Source organism: Rossellomorea aquimaris (assembly GCF_020171925.1).
In the GTDB taxonomy this organism is placed as follows: Bacteria; Bacillota; Bacilli; order Bacillales; family Bacillaceae_B; genus Rossellomorea; species Rossellomorea aquimaris_F.
This window is the reverse complement of sequence record NZ_JAIVAR010000003.1, coordinates 494,761-512,265: the sequence shown is the minus strand read 5'-3', so window position 1 is coordinate 512,265 and position 17,505 is coordinate 494,761. Positions and strand designations below refer to the sequence as shown.

The window sequence follows — 17,505 nt, the reverse complement described above, 5'->3', positions numbered from 1 at the left end:
GCCCCTACTATGCGTAGGGACGATTTGGATATCGCGGTACCACCCTAGTTATGAGAACAGAGTCTCATCACTTGAATACATAACGGCTGTGCCGTCTTTTGATCTCGTCAAAAGAAGCTCGGGAATCGAAATTCGCCCGACATATTTGCACCGATTCTCACCAACCACCGGCTCTCTTCAACAGGGAAATGTCTGCTACTGGTTTCCTTCAAAGCTTGTTCAATATTAGGTTATACAATTTTTATCATGAAACAAAAGAACTTGTCAATAAATTTCGAATTTACAATGATAGGCATTCTTTCGTGAAGCGGTTGCAACCCTGCATTGTTTCTGGGTTCTATCTCTTGTAAAATAGCTAAAAGAATCTGAAAGAAAATAAGAACGGAAAAAGGTGTTTGAAATGGAACGAATCATTGTCATCGGTGCAGGCATCCTCGGGGCATCGACTGCCTATCATCTTAGTGAAAAAGATGTCCACGTAACGCTTGTGGACAGGAAAGATAAGGGGCAGGCAACGGATGCCGCGGCCGGGATCGTCTGTCCGTGGCTGTCCCAACGACGGAATAAAATCTGGTACCGGCTCGCGAAGGGCGGTGCGAAATTTTATCCAGGGCTGATTGAAGAGCTTGAAAGATTGGGTGAAACCGAAACAGGCTACAAGCGTGTAGGGGCGCTGAGTCTTCACCATGATGAGAAAAAACTGGATAAGATGATTGAACGGGCATTGAAGCGAAGGGAAGATGCACCCGAGATGGGGGACATCAAAAAGCTGACGGCTGCGGAAACGAAGGAGATGTTTCCGTTATTGGGAGAAGAGCTTGTTTCTGTCCATGTGAGCGGTGCTGCAAGAGTCGATGGTAGGGCACTTCGCGATGCGTTGATCCGTGCGGCAGAAAAGAATGGAATCGAATTCCGGAACGGAGAGGCGAGACTTGTGAAAGGGGATCATACGGTTTCGGCCGTGAAGGTCGGGGAAGAAACCCTCGAAGCGGATAAAGTCATCGTCACGGCAGGAGTGTGGGCGAAAGAGCTATTTGCTGGAGCCGGCGTCGACTTTCTTGTTTCCCCTCAGAAAGCGCAGATCTTACACCTGGGAGTAATGGATGGAGAAACGGGTCGATGGCCAGTCGTCATTCCCCCTGGAAGCCAATATCTCCTTGGCTTCCCCGGTGGGAAAGTAGTGGCCGGTGCGACCCATGAAGACGAAGCGGGCTTCGACAGTAGGGTGACGGCCGGCGGGATGAATGAAGTACTGCATAAAGCGATGGAAACAGCTCCTGGCATTGCTGGTTGTGAGGTGTTGGAAGCAAGAGTCGGCTTCCGCCCATTCACGCCCGGATTCCTACCGGTGTTCGGAGCGGTGCCGGGACTCGGTGGCGTATACACCGCGAACGGACTCGGGGCTTCAGGCTTGACTTCAGGTCCTTATCTTGGTTCGGAACTTGCGAAGCTTGTCATGGGGGAAGCAACGGAACTCGATCCTGAGGACTATAATGTGGTGGATGCCATCGGGTAACCCTGATCCGGCATTCATGATTTTCCTCTATCATCTGAGGTCCGGGACCTTTATAATAGAGTAGTGCAAAATGGTAAAAATACTTTAATTCATATAGAAAAGGTGTAGTCACATATGAGTTTATTATCTGTTAAAAATTTGACGCACGGTTTCGGAGACCGTGCCATATTCAATGACGTCTCTTTCCGTTTGCTCAAAGGCGAGCATATCGGATTGATCGGTGCGAATGGAGAAGGGAAATCGACCTTCATGAACATCATCACCGGAAAGCTTGAGCCGGATGAAGGAAAAGTGGAATGGGCAAAGCGCATCCGAATCGGATACTTGGATCAGCATGCAGAGCTGAAACAGGGCATGTCGATCCGTGATGTGTTGAAAACGGCCTTTCAATATCTTTTTGACATGGAAGCTGAAATGAACGAGCTTTTCGGAAAAATGGGTGATGCATCCCCAGAAGAGCTTGAAGAACTGCTTGAAGAGACGGGCACCCTTCAAGACGCATTGACGAATAATGATTTCTACATCATCGATGCGAAGGTGGAAGAAATCGGACGCGGGCTTGGTCTCGATGATATCGGGTTGGACAAGGATGTCCACGACTTGAGCGGCGGACAACGAACAAAGGTCCTGCTCGCCAAGCTTTTACTCGAAAAGCCGGACATTTTGCTTCTGGATGAGCCGACCAACTATCTTGATGAGCAGCATATCGAATGGTTGAAAAGATATCTTCAGGACTATGAAAATGCATTTATCCTGATCTCACATGATATCCCATTCTTGAATAGCGTCATCAATCTTATTTATCACATGGAAAATCAGGAATTGAACCGCTATGCCGGCGATTACCATGAATTCAAAAAAGTCCATGAGATGAAAAAGCAGCAGCTGGAAGCCGCCTATAAAAAGCAACAGCAGGAAATGAAGGATCTGAAGGACTTTGTGGCACGAAATAAAGCGCGGGTATCTACCCGTAACATGGCGATGTCCCGCCAGAAGAAGCTTGATAAGATGGACGTCATCGAACTGGCCGCCGAAAAGCCGAAGCCGGAATTCAATTTTAAAATGGCAAGAACGGCCGGCCGTGTCATTTTCGAAACGAAGGATCTTGTCATCGGATACGATACGCCGCTTTCAAAACCACTGAACCTGAAGATGGAACGCGGACAGAAAATCGCGCTTTCCGGAGCAAATGGAATCGGGAAAACGACCCTGCTCAGAAGCATCCTGGGTGAAATCCGTCCAATCTCAGGATCCGTCGAGTTAGGGGATTACCTGCACATCGGTTACTTCGAGCAGGAAATCAAGACACAAAATTACAACACGTGCATTGAAGAAGTATGGAACGAGTTCCCGTCCTTCAATCAGGCTGAAGTGCGTGCAGCCCTTGCAAAATGCGGATTGACCACAAAGCACATCGAAAGCAAGGTCGAAGTGCTGAGCGGTGGGGAAAAAGCCAAGGTCCGCCTATGTAAACTCATGAACAAAGAAACCAACGTCCTCGTATTCGACGAGCCGACCAACCACTTGGATGTCGAAGCGAAAGAAGAACTCAAACGTGCCTTGAAGGCATACAAAGGCACCGTCCTCCTGATCAGTCACGAACCTGAATTCTACAACGACGTAGCGACTGAAGTTTGGAACTGTGAGTCGTGGACGACGAAATTGTTTTAATTTTGATGAAACTCCCCCGGATTGGATCTGGGGGAGTTTTTTTGAGAGTATAGGGTTGGGGTTAGTGGGGGGCAGGGACTGCGGTGTTAATTAGAATAATTCTTAATAGATCATAAATTTGAAAATAGGAGCATAAATCCTGGATTAGGAGCATAAAATTCTAATTTGGAGCATAAATCCTGAAAAAGGATCATAAATTCCCGAAAAGGAGCATAAATGCCGATCCAGTACTACACTCGACCTTCCCAACCAGTCTAACTCGTTCTTACTACCGCTTTATTAAAATAAATTCATCCAAATTAGACTATCACCGTGCAATCTCATTGCAAAAACAGCCCTCAGGTTGTCTCAATCGGGAATCTTGTGTTCACGAAGCCTTAATACATTCCCACCCAATCAGCAGAAACAACTTCGAAAGAAACTCTCCCACCAAACGGGCAAAAGCAGGTCCACCCGCCCGCAGAAACACCCCCGAACAACATGATTCAATCCACCAGCACATCCTCCAAAGAGGAATACCCATGATCATCCAGCCGCAGATCATCGAAGCTATGCTTCATATGAAGGTCGATCAATTCAAGCAGTGTCTTGTGATCATGGTTTTCGATGGCTTTGACCATTTCTTCATGTTCCCGGAAACGGACGTTTTCTCCGGGTTCAACGTGATAGAAGACGTCGAAAAGGAATAGGTACACATTGGATTGTGTGAGCATTTCGTCCATATAGCGGATCAGGAATTTGTTTCCGCTGACTTCGGCCAGGAAAAGGTGGAATTGTTTATTCAGTTCGACATATGCGGGAAGGTCTTTTTGCTCATACGTTTCCAGTTCCATTTCAAGAAAGGTGTGCAGTTTGGCAATGTCGGACTTTCTCACTTTCGGCAGCCCGTATTTCACCGCCAGGAATTCGAGTTCCTTCCTCATTTCGAAAAAGGAGGTGATTTCGTCCTTGGTCGGGTGTACGACAAACGCGCCCCGATTCGGTATGTTCTGGACGAGCCCTTCCTGTTCGAGGCGCTTCAGGGCCTGTCTGATGGGGGTCCTGCTGACGTACATGGATTCTGAGATCGTCTTTTCGACAAGCTGGGTGCCGGGAGCGATTCTCCTTGCTAACAAGGCATCCTTCAATTGCCGGTATACTTTGTATTCTGCGGTGTCTTTTTTCTTCACGTTCATCACCCATTCGATCAGTTTCATTACTCATATGATAGCCGAAAAAATGCAAAAGCCAAAAATTCTTTTTATTTTGTCAACGAGCGCACCTGTCGACAGAAAGTCACTGGGTTAGAAGATGAAATTTTCTGAAAATATATTGACAATTTGCCATAAAGACGTTATCTTGTGATTAGTTAAGTATGACACGTTTTTTAATATACGAGTAAATAACGTTATATAAAAATAATGTGAATCACTGGGGGTGCTGAAATTGATTTTGCATGAGATTGAAACAGCCGGTCGAGATCAAATGGAAAGCCTTCAGCTTGAACGGCTCAGGCGGACGGTCAACTCCGTCTATCATTCCGTTCCTTTCTACCGAAATCATTTCGAACAGAGAAATCTGCATCCGGAAGATCTACAGTCTTTGGAGGACATAAAAATGTTACCGCTTACAACAAAGGCGGATCTCAGGGCTCATTATCCGTTTGGCATGTTCGCGGTCAAAAGGGAAGAGATGGTCAGGGTCCATGCTTCTTCCGGGACGAGCGGGAAGCCTACGGTCGTCGGGTACACCCGGAATGATATCGATCTGTGGGGCGATCTTGTTGCCAGGGCGATTGCGATGGCAGGCGGAAGACCAGGAAGCGTACTGCACAATGCGTATGGATATGGATTGTTCACCGGTGGTCTGGGACTGCATTACGGCAGTGAAAAACTCGGAATGATCACAGTGCCTGTATCAGGAGGGAATATGGACCGGCAAATCACCCTGATTGAGGATTTTAAGCCTACCGTCATATGCGGTACGCCTTCTTATGTGTTGAATCTGGCGGAAACAATCGAGGCGCAGGGCAAGGATCCAGCAGCGCTTTCACTTGAAGTGGGAATCTTCGGCGCAGAACCTTGGTCCGATAAGATGAGGGAAACGCTTGAAGGGATCCTCGGGATCAAAGCATGCGATATTTACGGGCTGAGTGAGGTCATCGGACCCGGTGTTGCGATGGAATGCCCGGAGGCCCAGGACGGCCTTCATATCGCGGAGGATCACTTCCTTGCAGAAGTCATCGATCCGGATACATTGGAACCTGTGCCCGATGGAGAAACGGGTGAGCTCGTGTTTACGAGTTTGACGAAAGAAGCTTTCCCGATCATTAGATACCGAACGGGGGATATCGCTTCCATCAGGCATGGAACATGCGCCTGCGGGAGGACGACGGTGAAGATGTCCAGGGTGAAAGGACGTGTGGATGACATGCTCATCATCAGGGGCGTGAACGTATTCCCTTCTGAAATGGAGCATCATCTTCTCGGATTGGATGAACTTGCCCCGCACTATCAATTGCACGTAAGGAAGAAGGGGGCACTTGATACGGTGGAGCTTCACGTAGAAGTCAGCCCGGAGTATTTTGCAGGGATAACGGGTGATATCCATCATGAAAAAGTCCATGAATTGACCTCGAAGGTACAGAGGCTGATGAAGAATGGATGCCTTGTGTCGATGGATGTGAAAGTTAGGGCGCCAAGGGAAATACCGCGTTCGGAAGGAAAAGCAATCAGAATCGTCGATCTTCGTGAAGAAGCGGTTCTTCCATAAATTTTTTTGCCCGGAAAACCTATTACATATAGGAGGGCAAGCGTATTGACAGCGTGATGAAGGAGGCAGAGCAATGACAAATATAGCAGGAAATGAGCAGTTGACGGAAGAAGAGCAGATGGCACGTTTTATGAAAAAAATCGAACAGGACGAGAAAATCGAGGCAGACGACTGGATGCCGGATGAGTACCGGAATGCATTGATCAAATTGATTTCGATGCACGGGATCAGTGAAATCATGGGGGCCCTCCCCGAGAAGGAGTGGGTGCCGAAAGCCCCATCACTCAGAAGGAAGCTCGGCATCATGGCGAAGGTCCAGGACGAGATGGGACACGGTCAGCTCCTTCTCCGTGTGGCAGAGGACTTGATGAAACCTTACGGAAAGACGCGGGAACATATCATGAGGGACTTGTTCTCCGGGGATTTGAAGTTCCATAACGTCTTTCATATGGAAGCACCGACATGGGGGGACGCGGGTCTGATTGGCTGGCTGGTCGACGGTGCCGCCATCATTTCTCAGACGAATATGCTCGGCGCGTCCTATGGTCCCTATGCCCGTGCGCTAAAGCGGATCTGTGCGGAGGAAGTGTTCCACGCGCAGCATGGTGAAGCGATCATCATGGCACTCGCCGAAGGGACCGACGAGCAAAAAGCGCTCGTACAGGATGCAATCGACCGCTGGTGGGAGGCACTTCTCATGTTCTTCGGCCCGGCTGATGCAAAAACAACCGGATCTTCCAAGCAGGATATCACCATTAAATATAAAATCAGGACCAAAACGAATGAACAGCTTCGCCAGGACTTTTTTACAAAGTATGTGCCGAGGATGTTGTCGCTCGGACTGAAGCTACCCGACGAAACAATGTATTACGATGAAGAACAGGAGCTTTGGGTCTATAAGCAGCCCGATTGGAACAGGTTCAAGGAGATCATTCGCAATAACGGACCGAAATCGAAAGAACGTCTCCGCCTCCGGGAACTTTCTTATGACAATAACGCCTGGGTACGCGAAGCACTGAGTCCAAGCGGAAAAGTGGGTTAGAAAGGGATGAGGCAGATGTCTGATAAGGGACAGAATTTTTACCAGGAGTTTGAAGTATTCAGCAGGCGTTCGGACGGAGCACAGATGCAGCATCAATTCAGTTTGCTTGCCCCGAATCATGAACTCGCAATGGTGATGGCGCAGGAGAATTTCATGAGAAGGGAACCGGTAGCGGACATATGGGTCGTGAAACGATCGGACCTCAGAATAATGACGCCTGAAGAAAGGGAAAGCGTCAAGCGCCTTGATAACAAAGACTACAGAAATGCAAAAGGATATGGATACTTGAAGAAAAAGTGGCGTCAATACGAGCAGGAAATGCTCGATGAGAAGGAAATCATGTCCTGGGGAGAGTTGGTGAAGAAGAAATGATCATAAAAAGCCCAGAAGAAATGCCGAACGACCAGTATAAAAAAGCGGTCCTGGACCTTCTATACCAATTAGCGGATGATGATTTCATCCTTGCATACCGGGGGTCTGAATGGCTTGGGCTCGCCCCCCATATTGAAGAGGATGTCGCCTATTCCTCGATCAATCAGGATACGATGGGGCATGCGACCATGTATTATCAGCTACTTGAAGAATTGGGGGAAGGCAGTGCCGACTCACTGGCCCATGCCCGTACTCCGTCAGAAAGACGCAATGCGATCCTCTTGGAGGAAGTGAACGGGCCGGGGGATTATTTGACCGAACCCCGCTACGATTGGGCATTTGCCGTTGTGAGGCATTATTTTTACAGCGTAGCCAAAAAGGTCCGGATCGATTCGCTGAAAAATTCTTCGTATGAGCCGCTCGCGCAGCTTGCCATCAAAATCAATACAGAATTATATTACCATCTGCTTCATTGGAAAACATGGTTTCTGCAGCTGGTGAACGCTGGTGGTGAAGCACCGGTGAGAATGAAGGAAGCGATGGATCGGGTACTGGACGAGTTCCAAGGGGTTCTCTCTCTTGGTCCATCTGGAAAAGAGATGGAAGCCATGGGGTTGATCGAAGGCGAAGAGAATCTGAAGAAACGCTGGGAACTGGCGTTAAAGCCAGTCTTTCAAGCTTCCAATCTATCATTTCCTCCAAAGATTGATATGAAAAAAGGGGATGGCCGCAAAGGGGAGCATACAGCCGACCTTAATCAAGCGCTGTCTACCCTCAGCGAAGTGTATAACACAGATCCTGCAGCAACCTGGTAAAGGGTGATCAGAAATGTCAGAAACGATATGGAACGTACTTCATACAGTCAAAGATCCTGAAATTGATTCAATAAGTATCGTAGATTTGGGAATGGTGAATAGAATAGGTGAGGGGGACGACATTCTCACCATCGAATTGCTCCCGACATTCATGGGCTGCCCTGCACTCGACATCATCAAATCGAATGTAGTGACAGCCTGTAAGGAGCAGCTCGGGAAAGAGTCCGTGGATGTAAAATTTGTCTATGACCCGCCCTGGACTTCAAGCCGATTGACCGAGAAGGGCCGTGAAAGCTTGAAGGAATTCGGCATCGCCCCCCCTCCCAGGGACTTCAAGGGTGAGGAAGATTGGCAGATTCATTGTCCGTATTGTGACTCACCCTACACGTCCATGGAGAACCTGTTCGGACCCACCGCTTGCAGAAGCATCCTCTACTGCAAGCAATGCAAGAACCCGTTCGAGGCAATGAAACCTATTTCGACCATGGTGTAAAGAAAAGCGGAGGGGCTTTGCTAAGAGGCGGGTGGTATAAGTCGAATCGGCCATGAAGGCGCACTTTGCCTTCTTGATCGGTTTCGCTTATGTCTCGAGCCTCTAGCCGCCAGAGCTGGACATCAAGAAAAGCGGAGGCGGCTCGATCAGCTTCAGCATGAAGAAGATTTATTTAACCATAATGTTTAACCGGCTCCAGCAGTTGATTGGAGTGGAAGACGAAGACCCCTGCGGGTGAAGTGGCCAATGTGAGAACCCACAGGCGAAGCCCGGGAGGCTCTCGGGCCGCCCGCGGAAAGCGAAGTCTTCCACGGAAATCAACCGCGGTATTGAAAATCCAAACAAAAAACAAAATTTAAGGAGAGATATTAAATGGTAAAACTAATCGCATTATACAAACACCCTGAAAACAAGGAACAATTCGACGAGCACTACTTCAACACACATGCCCCGATCACATCGAAGATCCCGGGCCTGAAAGAAATGAAGGTTACGAGAATCACAGGATCGCCGATGGGTGGAGAAGGAAAATATTACTTAATGTGTGAGATGGTCTATGAAAGCCACGAAGCATTGAAGGCAGGCCTGAAATCCGATGAAGGGAAGGCTTCTGGCAAGGACTTGATGGGATTTGCTGCTGAACTGGTCACGCTCATGATCGGTGAAGAAGTGGATGAGTAAGCACGAATATATTGCGGTCAGCGAAAGGGACGGTCTCGGGTTCATTGAGCTGAACCGTCCCAAGGTGCTGAACGCCATCAATCGCCCCATGGTATCGGAGATTGTGGCAGCTTTTGAGGAGTTTGATCGGAATGAAAATGTAAACGTCATCATTTTATCCGGTAAAGGAAGGGCGTTCGCGGCAGGTGCCGATATCGATGAGATGTCAGCGGACGGTGCGATCGACCTTGAACTTCTTAATCAGTTCACCGAATGGGATCGTCTCGCCTGGATCAAGAAGCCGATCATCGGTGCGGTCCAAGGTTTCGCACTCGGTGGTGGATTCGAATTGGCGCTATGCTGTGACCTATTATTTGCGGCTGAAGATGCAAGCTTCGGATTTCCGGAAGTGAACCTCGGGGTCATGCCCGGTGCGGGAGGGACGCAGCGCCTGACAAAGCTCATCGGGAAATCGAGGGCGATGGAATGGCTTCTGTCGGGCGACAGATTCACGGCTCAGCAGGCACTCGAGTGGGGTGTCATCAACCGGACGATCGCACCGGAACTATTAATGGAAGAAACAGAAAAGTTCGCTAAGAAATTGGCATCCAAGCCTCCGCTCTCCATCAGGTTGATCAAAGAATCCGTCCATAAAGCGGTTGATTATTCCCTTTATGAAGGAATGCAATATGAGCGGAAGAATTTCTATCTTCTTTTTGCGTCAGAGGACCAAAAAGAAGGCATGAAAGCTTTCATTGAAAAACGCAGACCACATTTCAAAGGAAAGTAAGGGGGCTACATAAATGTACGAAACAATCAAATATGATGTGAAAAACCATGTAGCCTGGATCACCCTGAATCGACCGGAAAAATTGAACGCCTTCATCCGTCAACTCAACCTTGAAGTGGCAAAAGCGGTGAAAGATTCATCCCGGAATGACGAAGTAAGGGCGATCGTCATCACCGGTGAGGGCCGTGCGTTTTGTTCGGGCCAAGACTTGAGTGAAGTCGACGAGTCGATGGATCACGGCGAAGTATTGCGGAATAATTATGGGCCGATGGTGAAGGAAATCGAAGCCTGTGAAAAGCCTGTCATTGCGGCGGTGAACGGGGTTGCGGCAGGAGCAGGGTTCTCGCTTGCGCTTGCATGCGATTTCAGGATCGTGTCGGAAAAAGCGAGCTTCGTTCAGGCATTCGTCCATGTGGGGTTGGTTCCTGATTCAGGCAATCTCTACTATTTAACCAATCTAGTAGGCTATGCAAAAGCTCTTGAGCTCGCCGTTTTAGGTGAAAAGATCACGGCAGAACAAGCCGAAAAGCTTGGTTTGGTGACGAAACTGATTGGGACCGACAGCTGGTATGAAGAGACCGCCGCCTTTGCAGAAAGAATCGCCTCCATGCCGACGAAGGCGATCGGATTGATGAAGAGGTTATTGAAGGGGAGCCATGATCTACCTTTTCATGAATACCTGGAAAAAGAAGCTTACGCCCAGCGAATTGCAGGCGGGACCGAAGACCACCGTGAAGGTGTCACCGCTTTTCTTGAGAAAAGAAGACCAGCATTTCGCGGTAAATAGATTTATATGATTTTAGGCTGTATCCAGCAGTTGGTCGGAGTGCAAGAGACTCCTGCTGGAGAGGTGATAGATTGGAAGAGAAGGCCCCAGTGGAAATCGAAGTCTTTCACGGTATCGGGCATTGGTGTTTAACACAACAAAACGAAAAAGGAGATGGGACAATGTCTACAGTAAAAGAACAAAGCTTTGAAGTACTTGAAATGAAGAGGGAGCACTATTCATTGGTCATTAATGGACAGCGCATGGAAAGTGAGACTGCGGAAACGTTCACAACCTATAATCCTGCCACGGGTGAACCAATTGCAACGGTCGCCCTTGCTTCCTTGGAAGATGCAGAAAAAGCGGTTCAGGCAGCAAGGAATGCGTTTGACCACGGGAAGTGGAAGAAGTTCCCGATCAACAAACGTTCACGCGTGTTGAATAAGATTGCCGGTATCATGCGCTCCCGTTTCAACGAGCTGGTCGCTCTTGAAATCATGGACAGCGGCAAGTCGCTATCCGCCGCACAGGGTCAGGTCATGCAGGCAATCGAAGACTTCGAATTTTATGCAGGTGCCATTGTCGGCCACCGCGGCACCGTGAATAATGTCCCGGGACAATTCACGAATACGGCAGAAAAAGAGCCTGTCGGTGTTTGTGCCCAAATCATCCCTTGGAATTATCCATTGATGATGGCTGCCTGGAAGATCGCCCCGGCAATCGCTGCAGGCTGCTCTGTGGTCGTGAAGCCGGCTACACTTACGCCTCTCACGGCAATTGTTCTTGGGGAAATCTGTATTGAAGCTGGAGTGCCGGAAGGCGTCGTCAATATCTTACCAGGGGCCGGTTCGTCCGTAGGGAATTATTTAGTAGAGCATGAAAAGGTGGACAAAGTGGCATTCACCGGATCCACCCCGATTGGGAAAAATATTATGGAAAGAGCCTCTCAAACACTGAAGCGAGTGACATTGGAGCTTGGCGGAAAGTCACCTAACATCGTGTTCGACGATGCCGATGTGGATGCCGCAGTCGACGGCTCGCTGTTCGGTATCTTCTATAATACAGGTCAGTCCTGTGAAGCACGTTCAAGACTGTATGTTCATGAAGATATTTACGATGAATTCATGGAAAAGTTCGTCGAGAAAACCAAGAAGCTTACGCTTGGAGATCCAAACGATAAAGGGACGCATATCGGAGCCATCATCAATCAAGGCCAGCTTGATACGATCCACGGCTATGTGGAATCCGCGAAGCAGGACGGAGCCACCATCGTGACGGGAGGCAAACCGGCGAAGGTCGAAGGGTTTGAAAAAGGATATTGGTATGAGCCGACGATCATTACCGATGTCAATCACGATATGAAGGTTGTGAAGGAAGAAATCTTCGGTCCTGTCGTCGTCGTGATGAAGTTCAAGGACGAAAAAGAAGTCATCAAGATGGCCAACGACAGTGAATACGGATTGGGATCAGCGGTCTGGACGCAGAACCACGGGCGCGCGACAAGAGTATCCAAAGCGATCCAGGCAGGAATCGTGATGGTGAACTGTCCATTCTCAGCTTTCCCTGGCACACCGTTCGGAGGATACAAACAGTCCGGTTTCGGTCGTGAGTTGTGCGTAGAGACACTTGATTTATATACAGAAACAAAGAGTGTGATTTCCTACTTCGGTAACCGTCCGCTGAATCCATTCGGAGTATAAGAAAACCATCAGCTTGATACAGGGGTTGTCCTTTTTAAGGTCAACCCCATTTTGCACTAAAGGAGGATACAGACATGTCACAGCATATCGTCGTAGTCGGCTCGGGTGTCATGGGAAGAGGGATCGCTTATGTCAGTGCGGTCGGCGGCTTCAGAACAACCCTGGTCGATATCAAACAGGAACAGCTCGATCATGCCAAAGAAGAGATCCAGCGCATTTTTGAAAAAGGCCTTGAGAGAGGGAAGGTCACGAATCAGGAGTATATCGAAGCAAGGGAACGGCTTTCATATTCTGCCAATCTATCAATTACGGTGAGGGATGCCGATGTTGTCATTGAAGCCGTACCTGAAAAAACCGACATCAAACGAGGGGTCTTTGAAGTCCTCGATGCCCATGCACCCGACTATTGTTACCTGGCAACCAATACATCGACAATGAGCCCGACCGAAATCGGGTCATTCACGAAACGTCCGGACAAAGTGATCGCCATGCATTTCTTCAACCCTGTACATAAAATGCCACTCGTTGAAATCGTACGGGGACTTGAGACAAGTGATGAAACAACGGAAGTCATTGAACAGGTTGCAAGGTTGATGGGGAAGGAAACCGTCGTCATCAACGAATTTCCCGGTTTTGTCACAAGCAGGATCAGTGCACTCGTCGGAAACGAGGCGTTTTATATGCTGCAGGAAGGACTCGGTAGCCCTGAAGAAATCGATAAAGCCATCAAGCTCGGACTGAACTATCCGATGGGACCTTTTGAACTGGGGGATCTCGTTGGGTTGGATACCAGGTTGAATAACCTTAAGTATTTGCATGAAAAGCTTGGGGAAAAATACCGTCCGGCTCCTTTGTTGGAGAAGTATGTGAAAGCTGGAAGGCTCGGCAGGAAATCTGGTAGGGGTGTGTACGATTACACCGAGATGGCTGAAAAGGAGAGCAAATCATGAAGGAAGTCGTCATCGTCGATGCAGTGAGAACGCCAATCGGCAAGTACAAGGGCGCATTGAAGGACGTCCGTCCGGATGACCTCGGTGCACTTGTGATCAAAGCGCTTGTCGAACGAAACAAAGAAGTCCCGGTCGATTCCATCGAAGAAGTGGTGCTCGGAAATGCCAATGGGGCCGGCGAAGACAACCGGAATGTCGCACGTATGTCGACCTTGCTTGCAGGCCTTCCCGTTGAGGTCGGAGCGACTACGATCAACCGATTATGCGGATCGGGACTCGATGCGGTCAACTATGCTGCCCGTGCGATCCTTGCCGGTGAAGGGGATATCTTTATTGCAGGGGGCACTGAAAGTATGACAAGGGCGCCTTTCGTCATGGCGAAGCCTTCCAAGGACTTCCCGAGAGGCAATATGGAAATGTTCGATACGACCATTGGTTGGCGCTTCGTTAATTCCCGTCTGAAAGAAAGATACGGTACGGACTCCATGCCTGAAACCGCCGAAAACGTTGCAAGTAAGTATGAAATCACCCGGGAAGAACAGGACCGTTTTGCCTATGGAAGCCAGATGAAAGCCAAGCGGGCGATGGGAGAAAATCGCTTCAAAGAAGAAATCATCCCCGTGGAGATCGCCGACCGAAGAGGAAATGTGACCACCGTGGACTGTGATGAGCACCCACGTCCTCAATCGAGTCTGGAGAAATTATCGACTCTATCACCTCTATTTAATGAAGGAACCGTCACGGCGGGGAACGCATCCGGTGTGAATGATGGGGCATCCGCCCTGTTATTGATGAGCAGGGACAAAGCGGATGAACTCGGCTTGAAGCCCCTCGCACGCTACCTGACATCCGCGACTGCAGGCCTCGATCCTTCCGTCATGGGTCTTGGACCGATCTATGCCACCCGGAAAGCCCTCAAACGTGCCGGCCTTTCCCTGGACCAAATCGGCCTGGTCGAATTGAACGAAGCATTCGCCGCCCAATCGATTGCGTGCATACGGGACCTTGGATTGAATGAAGAATTCGTCAACGTCAATGGTGGGGCGATCGCCTTCGGTCATCCGCTTGGTGCAAGCGGAGCAAGGATCCTCACAACCCTCGTACATGAAATGAAGAAGCGCGGGACACGGTATGGACTGTCGACGATGTGTATCGGTGTGGGGCAGGGGATTGCGACGTTGGTTGAGAATGTAGAATAGCAATGAAGGAAGAGGTGCGGATTGCTGGACCTCTTTCTGGTGTTTTTTCTTTTGCGGAATAGTTTACGGTTATCTATATAGAAAACAACTACTATTAATTAAGTGAAAGAAATTCAGAAATAATAATTAATTTTTTAAGTTGTTTGTGATAATATATTTACTAAACGTAAAATGAACGTTACAAGAAAGTTTTTCCACAAAAGTGATTGTGCAAAAGGAGAGGCATCACAATGAATACCAGATCAATGATCTTCACCCTTTATGGGGATTACATACGCCACTACGGAAACAAAATATGGATCGGCAGCCTCATCCGACTGCTGAATGAGTTCGGGCACAATGATCAAGCCGTGCGTGCTGCGATTTCAAGAATGAACAAACAGGGATGGGTCCAGGCCGAGAAACAGGGGAATAAGAGTTATTATTCATTGACGGAGCCCGGCATCGACCGAATGGAAGAAGCGGCGAATCGTATCTTCAAGCTCAAGCCACAGGAGTGGGACGGGAAGTGGCGGATCTTCATGTATAACATTCCTGAAGAGATCCGCAGCATCCGTGACGAACTTCGTAAAGAACTGGTTTGGAGCGGATTCGGGACGCTGTCGACGTCTACATGGATCTCCCCGAACAATCTGGAAAAACAGGTGCAGGCACTGATCAGGAAATATGACATCGAAGATTATGTCGATTTCTTCGTTGCAGATTATAAAGGGCCGAATGAAAATCAGCGATTGGTCGAAAAGAGTTGGGACTTGAACGAGATCAATGACCGATATCAGGAATTCATTGCCCAGTACAGCCAGCAATATATGATCGATAAGAACAAAATCAAAAAGGGCGATATGACGGATGCCGAGTGCTTCGTTGAAAGAACGAAGCTTGTGCATGAATATCGCAAATTCCTATTCGTGGACCCGGGACTGCCGGAGGAGCTGTTACCTGAGAAGTGGCTCGGGTCACACGCAGCATCCTTGTTTGCAGAATACTATAAAGAACTTGCGGAACCCGCTTCCAGATTCTTCGAAAGTGTATTCGAAGACGGAAATGAATTGAAAAATAAGGATCGCAGTTACGACATCATGACGCATCCTTTGTTACTGGATTGATCAAAAAACCCCTGCTGAAATGGCAGGGGTTTTTGACTAGTGGGATCACGTATTCATTTTCTTGACATAACGATAAATGGAACTTGTCTACATGTTCAAGAAAGTATAACATGAAATTAACGAAGGGGGATTTTTATGAATAATCTAACGGGAATTCTCAATATTAAACACCCGATCCTTCAAGGGGGGATGGGGAATATCAGTAATGCTCCATTAACGGCTGCCGTCTCAGAAGCGGGGGCACTTGGCACGATCGGGGTCGGGACGATGAGCGTAGAGGAAGTAGAACGCATCATAATAGAAACAAAGAATCGTACAGCCAAGCCTTTTGCATTGAACATCCCTATCGCCATCACCCCTCATTTACAGGAGATGGTCCGTCTGGTCGTTCATCATAAGGTGCCGGTTGTGTCCTTATCGGCAGGAAATCCGACGCCCCTCATCCCTTACTTTCACGAGCATGGGGTGAAGGTGATCTGCGTGGTCGCTTCCAAAAAACAAGCGGTGAAAGCGGAGGAAGCAGGTGCGGATATTATTGTAGGAGAAGGATATGAAGCGGCGGGAATCAATTCGAACCTGGAAACGACAACGCTCGCTTTGATCCCTCAACTCGTTGATTCAGTGGACATCCCAGTGGTCGCTGCAGGTGGGATCGGAGATGGTAGGGGACTTGCAAGCATGCTCGCACTCGGCGCAAGCGGCGTTCAGATGGGGACCCGTCTCATCGCGACAAGGGAAGCCCCCTTTCATGAAAACTACAAAAGGACCCTGCTTGATGCGAAGGATGACGGCACGGTGATTGTCGGTCGTTCAGTCGGAAAAGTAAGGAGGGTCATGAAGACACCTTACTCGGCGGATTTGATCCGGAAAGAAAAAGAAGGGGTGCCTCCGGAAGAATTCGGACAGCTGACATCGGAAGACTATCACCGGATCGGTGCATTGGAAGGGAAGCTCGATCAGGGATTCATCAATGGAGGCCAGGTGTCGGGGCTCGTGTCCGATATCCCGACTGTGAAAGAGTTGATAGAGAAGATGATGCGTGATGCCGAGCGGATTTTTGAAAAATTGGCGAAGAGTAGGATGAAATAGTGGTGAGGGGCATGTTCCGTTTGGGGGAGCGTGCTTTTTTTGTGGGATTTGCTTGTGGAATTCGCGCAGCGTGGGTTTGCTTAGGGATGGAGTTGAACGTTATCGGCCGTTTTCCCGATTTATCTTCCAAAAAAATTTTTTATCTGCCGTTTTTTCGATTTATCTTCCAAAATAAAATTTTATCTGCCAAAATTTCGATTTATCTGCCATTCTTCAAAAAGCGACAAATTTCGCCACACACAATCGCCCCACCTCGGCAAACCGGCCCCACCCCGCACACCGGCCCCACCCGTGCGCAACGGTCACAACCACTCACCCCGACAAACTCGCCACACCCGAGCCCATCCGCCACACCCGAGCCCATCCACCACACCCGGCCACACCCCAATCCCCAACCGCACCACAACCTAGCCCCACACCAACCCCCCCAACCCCAAAAAAACCGAAAAACCCCTAGATATTCCCGTCCAAACCATCTATACTAGTATTAATTTTTAAATTTTCGGAATATTATTGACTATTTTGTGACAGTGATGATAATATAACGTTGTATTAACGAGGGTGTGTATTTTTATCACAAAAGGG

At 48.7% G+C, this 17,505-nt stretch carries 16 protein-coding genes and 1 other annotated feature; of the genes, 15 read left to right on the top strand and 1 reads right to left on the bottom strand.

All coding sequences use genetic code 11. The annotated features are described in order from the left end of the window. Window positions 1-12: 12 nt before the first annotated feature. Window positions 13-221 (bottom strand) — a binding site (T-box leader). A gap of 179 nt (window positions 222-400) precedes the next feature. Continuing rightward, complete coding sequence (locus tag LCM10_RS13860; protein WP_224876860.1) at window positions 401-1,516, top strand: NAD(P)/FAD-dependent oxidoreductase; 1,116 nt, start codon at window positions 401-403, stop codon at window positions 1,514-1,516. Window positions 1,517-1,630: 114 nt separating this feature from the next. Further along, window positions 1,631-3,187, top strand: coding sequence for an ABC-F family ATP-binding cassette domain-containing protein (locus tag LCM10_RS13855; protein WP_224876859.1), 1,557 nt, complete (start codon window positions 1,631-1,633; stop codon window positions 3,185-3,187). Between the two features lie 485 nt (window positions 3,188-3,672). Here the strand turns inward: LCM10_RS13855 and LCM10_RS13850 are convergent, their stop codons facing one another. Next, window positions 3,673-4,383 carry a GntR family transcriptional regulator gene (locus LCM10_RS13850; RefSeq protein ID WP_224876858.1) on the bottom strand — a complete coding sequence of 237 codons (711 nt, stop codon included), beginning with the start codon at window positions 4,381-4,383 and terminating at the stop codon, window positions 3,673-3,675. Between the two features lie 229 nt (window positions 4,384-4,612). Here LCM10_RS13850 and LCM10_RS13845 point away from each other — a divergent pair, with 229 nt between their 5' ends. The 13 genes from LCM10_RS13845 to LCM10_RS13785 all read left to right on the top strand — a co-directional run bounded on the left by LCM10_RS13845 (window position 4,613) and on the right by LCM10_RS13785 (window position 16,920). Next, entirely contained in the window at window positions 4,613-5,938 is a 1,326-nt protein-coding gene (locus LCM10_RS13845; protein WP_224876857.1) for a phenylacetate--CoA ligase family protein, read from the top strand. Between the two features lie 73 nt (window positions 5,939-6,011). Beyond that, window positions 6,012-6,980 carry a 1,2-phenylacetyl-CoA epoxidase subunit PaaA gene (gene paaA, locus LCM10_RS13840; RefSeq protein WP_224876856.1) on the top strand — a complete coding sequence of 323 codons (969 nt, stop codon included), beginning with the start codon at window positions 6,012-6,014 and terminating at the stop codon, window positions 6,978-6,980. Window positions 6,981-6,995: 15 nt separating this feature from the next. Next, window positions 6,996-7,352, top strand: coding sequence for a 1,2-phenylacetyl-CoA epoxidase subunit PaaB (paaB, locus tag LCM10_RS13835; RefSeq protein ID WP_224876855.1), 357 nt, complete (start codon window positions 6,996-6,998; stop codon window positions 7,350-7,352). Further along, the gene (gene paaC, locus LCM10_RS13830) at window positions 7,349-8,167 is read left to right on the top strand and encodes a 1,2-phenylacetyl-CoA epoxidase subunit PaaC (protein WP_224876854.1); all 819 of its coding nucleotides are present in this window, start codon (window positions 7,349-7,351) and stop codon (window positions 8,165-8,167) included. The genes paaB and paaC overlap by 4 nt, the downstream gene beginning before the upstream one ends. 13 nt (window positions 8,168-8,180) lie before the next feature. Beyond that, window positions 8,181-8,660, top strand: coding sequence for a 1,2-phenylacetyl-CoA epoxidase subunit PaaD (paaD, locus tag LCM10_RS13825; RefSeq protein ID WP_224876853.1), 480 nt, complete (start codon window positions 8,181-8,183; stop codon window positions 8,658-8,660). A gap of 372 nt (window positions 8,661-9,032) precedes the next feature. After that, a complete protein-coding gene (locus tag LCM10_RS13820) occupies window positions 9,033-9,341 on the top strand; it encodes an EthD family reductase (RefSeq protein WP_224876852.1) in 309 nt (102 codons plus the stop codon). Beyond that, window positions 9,334-10,110: an enoyl-CoA hydratase/isomerase family protein gene (locus tag LCM10_RS13815; protein ID WP_224876851.1), complete on the top strand. Its 777-nt coding sequence runs from the start codon at window positions 9,334-9,336 to the stop codon at window positions 10,108-10,110. The genes LCM10_RS13820 and LCM10_RS13815 overlap by 8 nt, the downstream gene beginning before the upstream one ends. Window positions 10,111-10,123: 13 nt before the next feature. Continuing rightward, the gene (locus LCM10_RS13810; protein WP_224876850.1) at window positions 10,124-10,897 is read left to right on the top strand and encodes an enoyl-CoA hydratase-related protein; all 774 of its coding nucleotides are present in this window, start codon (window positions 10,124-10,126) and stop codon (window positions 10,895-10,897) included. 161 nt (window positions 10,898-11,058) lie between these two features. Beyond that, window positions 11,059-12,576 (top strand): aldehyde dehydrogenase family protein, encoded by a 1,518-nt coding sequence (locus LCM10_RS13805; RefSeq protein ID WP_224876849.1) that lies wholly within the window; start codon window positions 11,059-11,061, stop codon window positions 12,574-12,576. A 74-nt stretch (window positions 12,577-12,650) separates the two neighbouring features. Next, window positions 12,651-13,526 carry a 3-hydroxyacyl-CoA dehydrogenase gene (locus LCM10_RS13800; RefSeq protein ID WP_224876848.1) on the top strand — a complete coding sequence of 292 codons (876 nt, stop codon included), beginning with the start codon at window positions 12,651-12,653 and terminating at the stop codon, window positions 13,524-13,526. Further along, window positions 13,523-14,725: a thiolase family protein gene (locus LCM10_RS13795; RefSeq protein WP_224876847.1), complete on the top strand. Its 1,203-nt coding sequence runs from the start codon at window positions 13,523-13,525 to the stop codon at window positions 14,723-14,725. Before LCM10_RS13800 ends, LCM10_RS13795 begins: the two co-directional genes overlap by 4 nt. 230 nt (window positions 14,726-14,955) lie before the next feature. After that, window positions 14,956-15,831 carry a phenylacetic acid degradation operon negative regulatory protein PaaX gene (gene paaX, locus LCM10_RS13790; protein WP_224876846.1) on the top strand — a complete coding sequence of 292 codons (876 nt, stop codon included), beginning with the start codon at window positions 14,956-14,958 and terminating at the stop codon, window positions 15,829-15,831. 135 nt (window positions 15,832-15,966) lie between these two features. Then, a complete protein-coding gene (locus LCM10_RS13785) occupies window positions 15,967-16,920 on the top strand; it encodes an NAD(P)H-dependent flavin oxidoreductase (RefSeq protein ID WP_224876845.1) in 954 nt (317 codons plus the stop codon). The last annotated feature ends 585 nt before the right edge of the window (window positions 16,921-17,505 follow it).

Bases quoted from the DNA above. Each gene is read 5' to 3' on its own strand.
- LCM10_RS13860 (WP_224876860.1), top strand. From the start codon at position 401: ATGGAACGAATCATTGTCATCGGTGCAGGCATCCTCGGGGCATCGACT.
- LCM10_RS13855 (WP_224876859.1), top strand. From the start codon at position 1,631: ATGAGTTTATTATCTGTTAAAAATTTGACGCACGGTTTCGGAGACCGT.
- LCM10_RS13850 (WP_224876858.1), bottom strand. From the start codon at position 4,383: ATGAAACTGATCGAATGGGTGATGAACGTGAAGAAAAAAGACACCGCA.
- paaA (WP_224876856.1), top strand. From the start codon at position 6,012: ATGACAAATATAGCAGGAAATGAGCAGTTGACGGAAGAAGAGCAGATG.
- paaB (WP_224876855.1), top strand. From the start codon at position 6,996: ATGTCTGATAAGGGACAGAATTTTTACCAGGAGTTTGAAGTATTCAGC.
- paaC (WP_224876854.1), top strand. From the start codon at position 7,349: ATGATCATAAAAAGCCCAGAAGAAATGCCGAACGACCAGTATAAAAAA.
- paaD (WP_224876853.1), top strand. From the start codon at position 8,181: ATGTCAGAAACGATATGGAACGTACTTCATACAGTCAAAGATCCTGAA.
- LCM10_RS13820 (WP_224876852.1), top strand. From the start codon at position 9,033: ATGGTAAAACTAATCGCATTATACAAACACCCTGAAAACAAGGAACAA.
- LCM10_RS13815 (WP_224876851.1), top strand. From the start codon at position 9,334: ATGAGTAAGCACGAATATATTGCGGTCAGCGAAAGGGACGGTCTCGGG.
- LCM10_RS13810 (WP_224876850.1), top strand. From the start codon at position 10,124: ATGTACGAAACAATCAAATATGATGTGAAAAACCATGTAGCCTGGATC.
- LCM10_RS13805 (WP_224876849.1), top strand. From the start codon at position 11,059: ATGTCTACAGTAAAAGAACAAAGCTTTGAAGTACTTGAAATGAAGAGG.
- LCM10_RS13800 (WP_224876848.1), top strand. From the start codon at position 12,651: ATGTCACAGCATATCGTCGTAGTCGGCTCGGGTGTCATGGGAAGAGGG.
- LCM10_RS13795 (WP_224876847.1), top strand. From the start codon at position 13,523: ATGAAGGAAGTCGTCATCGTCGATGCAGTGAGAACGCCAATCGGCAAG.
- paaX (WP_224876846.1), top strand. From the start codon at position 14,956: ATGAATACCAGATCAATGATCTTCACCCTTTATGGGGATTACATACGC.
- LCM10_RS13785 (WP_224876845.1), top strand. From the start codon at position 15,967: ATGAATAATCTAACGGGAATTCTCAATATTAAACACCCGATCCTTCAA.